Source organism: Halomonas sp. Ps84H-12 (assembly GCF_024124725.1).
GTDB lineage: Bacteria > Pseudomonadota > Gammaproteobacteria > Pseudomonadales > Halomonadaceae > Vreelandella > Vreelandella aquamarina.
On the sequence record NZ_JAMXSJ010000080.1, the window covers coordinates 1 to 2,766 of the forward strand.

Annotated in this window: 4 protein-coding genes and 1 pseudogene; all 5 read right to left on the reverse strand. The window is 55.8% G+C overall.

Annotated features, from left to right (window positions below):
* A pseudogene (locus tag NH344_RS18025) lies at nucleotides 1-634 on the reverse strand (IS66 family transposase); the annotation flags it as partial.
* A 28-nt stretch (nucleotides 635-662) separates the two neighbouring features.
* Complete coding sequence (gene tnpB, locus NH344_RS18030) at nucleotides 663-1,007, reverse strand: IS66 family insertion sequence element accessory protein TnpB (RefSeq protein WP_044630870.1); 345 nt, start codon at nucleotides 1,005-1,007, stop codon at nucleotides 663-665.
* Complete coding sequence (locus NH344_RS18035; RefSeq protein ID WP_016915086.1) at nucleotides 1,004-1,291, reverse strand: hypothetical protein; 288 nt, start codon at nucleotides 1,289-1,291, stop codon at nucleotides 1,004-1,006. Before NH344_RS18035 ends, tnpB begins: the two co-directional genes overlap by 4 nt.
* Before the next feature lie 411 nt (nucleotides 1,292-1,702).
* Complete coding sequence (locus NH344_RS18040; RefSeq protein WP_035566949.1) at nucleotides 1,703-2,431, reverse strand: TorF family putative porin; 729 nt, start codon at nucleotides 2,429-2,431, stop codon at nucleotides 1,703-1,705.
* A gap of 86 nt (nucleotides 2,432-2,517) precedes the next feature.
* The coding region (locus NH344_RS18045; protein WP_253028279.1) for a hypothetical protein at nucleotides 2,518-2,766 on the reverse strand (249 nt) is incomplete at its 5' end.

The window sequence follows — 2,766 nt, forward strand, 5'->3', positions numbered from 1 at the left end:
TACCCGCTTGTTGAATGCGCTGGTGCTGGCGATACAGCGGCAGGTGGAACTGGAACTTGTCCACCAGCAACCCGGCCAGCAGGCTGACATCGGCCAGGCTGTTGTCCAGCACGTTGAACGGGGCTGGCGTCGTCACAGGTTTTGAGTCAGTGCCCTTACGACGGAACACCGGGCGTTCGCATTTGAGCACCACATAGCTGGAGGCGCGCTGGGCCAGGCGATAAGTCGTTTTAGTGCCAATGATGTCGTACTGGTCGGCGTCCGGACCGGTCAGCTCCGGTGGCAGGTGTTCAATGACTTCCACCGGCACCCCGGCAGTAAAGCGCAGGCCAGTGTCGTTCAGACAATCGTCGTCCCGCTGCTTCTTGCCGGTGCCGCGCTGGTAAGCCTTAATAGTGCGTTTTTCTTCATCGGCAGGCTGTTCCGGTCGCGGTGCCTCCTCTGGCTGGAACAAGCTGTCCTGCCCGGGCAGATCGACCACCTGCTTCTCGGATTTGGGGCCGAACAGCTGCTTCTTGAACCAGTCCAACTGGCGCTGCAGGATCTGGACCTGCTCCCGCAACAGTGCATTCTCCTCGGCCAGAGCCGAGGAGGAAAGTGTACCGGGAGAAGAAGCTGAAGCCGTTGAATTCATGGCCGATATTATACCGGAACTCTGTCTTCTATACCCCTCGAAAACGCTTGAACTGGCGGTATTTCTGCACCTCAATGCCGTCAATCAGCAGCTGCAAATCCGTCAGGGTCAGGGTTCGCTGACCGGAGGCGGATAACGGCACCCGGAACTGGCCCTGCTCCAGGCGCTTGGCCCACAGACAGTAACCGGTGGCGGTAAAGTAGAGCATCTTCATCTGGGTCTTACGGCGATTGACGAAGACAAAATACTGACCGCTGAGGGGGTCGTGCTTCAATTGATTCCGAACCAGGGCGCTCAGGCCCCGGAACGATTTGCGCATGTCGGTGGGCTCGGTGCACAGCCAGATGCGCGCCTGGCTATCGAGCCCGATCATCCGTTCTGGCTCAGCCGCAGTTCGACGCCGTTGCCCAGGCTCAGCACAATGTTCCAGCCTGGGCCGGACTGCGCCGCACCCATCAGAGAGGACAGGTCCAGAAAACCGGCTTCGCCGGAATCCGCTGAGTCACCGGCCGCCTGATCGGACAGGCGCTTGCGCCAGTTACAGAAACTGGCGTAGCCGATGTTCTCTTGTTTGCAGAACTTCGAAGCTGACAGACCACTGTCACGCTGCTGATTGACCAGAGCCTGCCACTGTTCGGGTGTGCGGTGCTTTCTCATGGGGGTAACCTCGTGTTGGAAAGTGTGAGGTTACTGTAGGGCGATTTTCAGCAGGGTGGCAGAACGTCGTGGAATGAACGCTTACCCCGGAACTATCATCGCGCACAACAACAATCGTTTGTTCATTCAGTATCATCCTGGCTGTTTGACTGAGGTCAGTGAGTCAGCATTTTTGCGTGGGAATCTGGAACGACCTTACAGACAAACCTTTAATACAGTTTGAAATTCAGGCACCGGATAAGAAATGAGCTTTGGCGGCAGGGGGGGGCAGAGGTAAGGGCGAGGATGTCGAGTCACCGGGCGTCAAGGCAGGCGCACGATGGTGGGTTCTTGCATGATAAATAAAAACCGGCCCGTCATTTGGGCCGGCTTTTTATTCTGGATCTGAATTGCTTGTGATCACTTGGCCGATCAGAAACTCCTGCTCCAACCCAGCCAGAACTTCGGATCATCCGAGTTGACAGAGCCAAGCGCGTCGGTTGACTCAATGTCCGCGTACTCCACGTTAACACTGAAAGAACCGAAGTTTCCCGCATCCTTTGTAACGTTGGCGGCGACGTGTGAATAACTTGCCTCGCCGACAGAAGCCTTGCCGTCATCAGCGAAGTCGTAATAGCCAAGCGTCACACCGGCACTGTAGCTGTCCTCCAGAGGCACCCCAACAGAGGCGTAGTAATAGGCATCCCCCTGCACGAACACCCCATCACCACTGGTGTCGCTGTTGATCGTGTAGGCCAGGCCGATGGCCGCAATGCCATAACTGATCTCGCCGTACAGTTCGCCGAAGTCGATGGAGCCCGGCGCGTCAGGATACGCATAATAAATGTACCCAACGTCATAACCCAGTTCTTCCACAGAGCCGGAGAATCCGGCATAAAGATCAAGCTCATAGCTGGTGCCGTCACCAAAATCGACATTGGAACCCCAACCACCGGCGTAGAAGCCCGACGCATGCTCATAATCCAACCCTCCCTGGACAGCCGCAGCCCCGTCTGTCTGGGTGACGCCCCGGAACAGATAGTTGCTGCTGGCGCTCACATTTGAGCTGACGTCAGCGCTAACAATGGCGGGCGCAGCCTGAAGTGCTGCAAGCAAAGTGATACTGATAAAACCTGATTTGGTGAAAAACTGCTTCTTCATAATGGATACCTTCGGTTGGGTTTCATTGCTCCAAATATGATTTAGCAAAATTCCTGCCACATCTTATTTATTCTTGTTTATCATAATTATAGAGACAAATCGGCGCATTCTGAGCTTGCCCCCGAAAAACGACCGCAACACCTAGCGCCCCAGAACCTGTCACCGGCCCGGACCAGCGCCCTGTTTTGATGCATTCTCTGTAACCATTCTCCTGAATCCGTGAAGCCGGCGCCGACACTTTCCCTATCACCGCCAGCGAGCACTTTTTGATCATTCGCCCCGTGCAAGTTGGCTTTCGCAAGCCCGTTATTGCCAAAACCCACCGTGCTGATCGG

Coding starts and splice junctions, on each gene's coding strand:
- tnpB (WP_044630870.1), bottom strand. CDS start 1,007: ATGATCGGGCTCGATAGCCAGGCGCGCATCTGGCTGTGCACCGAGCCC.
- NH344_RS18035 (WP_016915086.1), bottom strand. CDS start 1,291: ATGAGAAAGCACCGCACACCCGAACAGTGGCAGGCTCTGGTCAATCAG.
- NH344_RS18040 (WP_035566949.1), bottom strand. CDS start 2,431: ATGAAGAAGCAGTTTTTCACCAAATCAGGTTTTATCAGTATCACTTTG.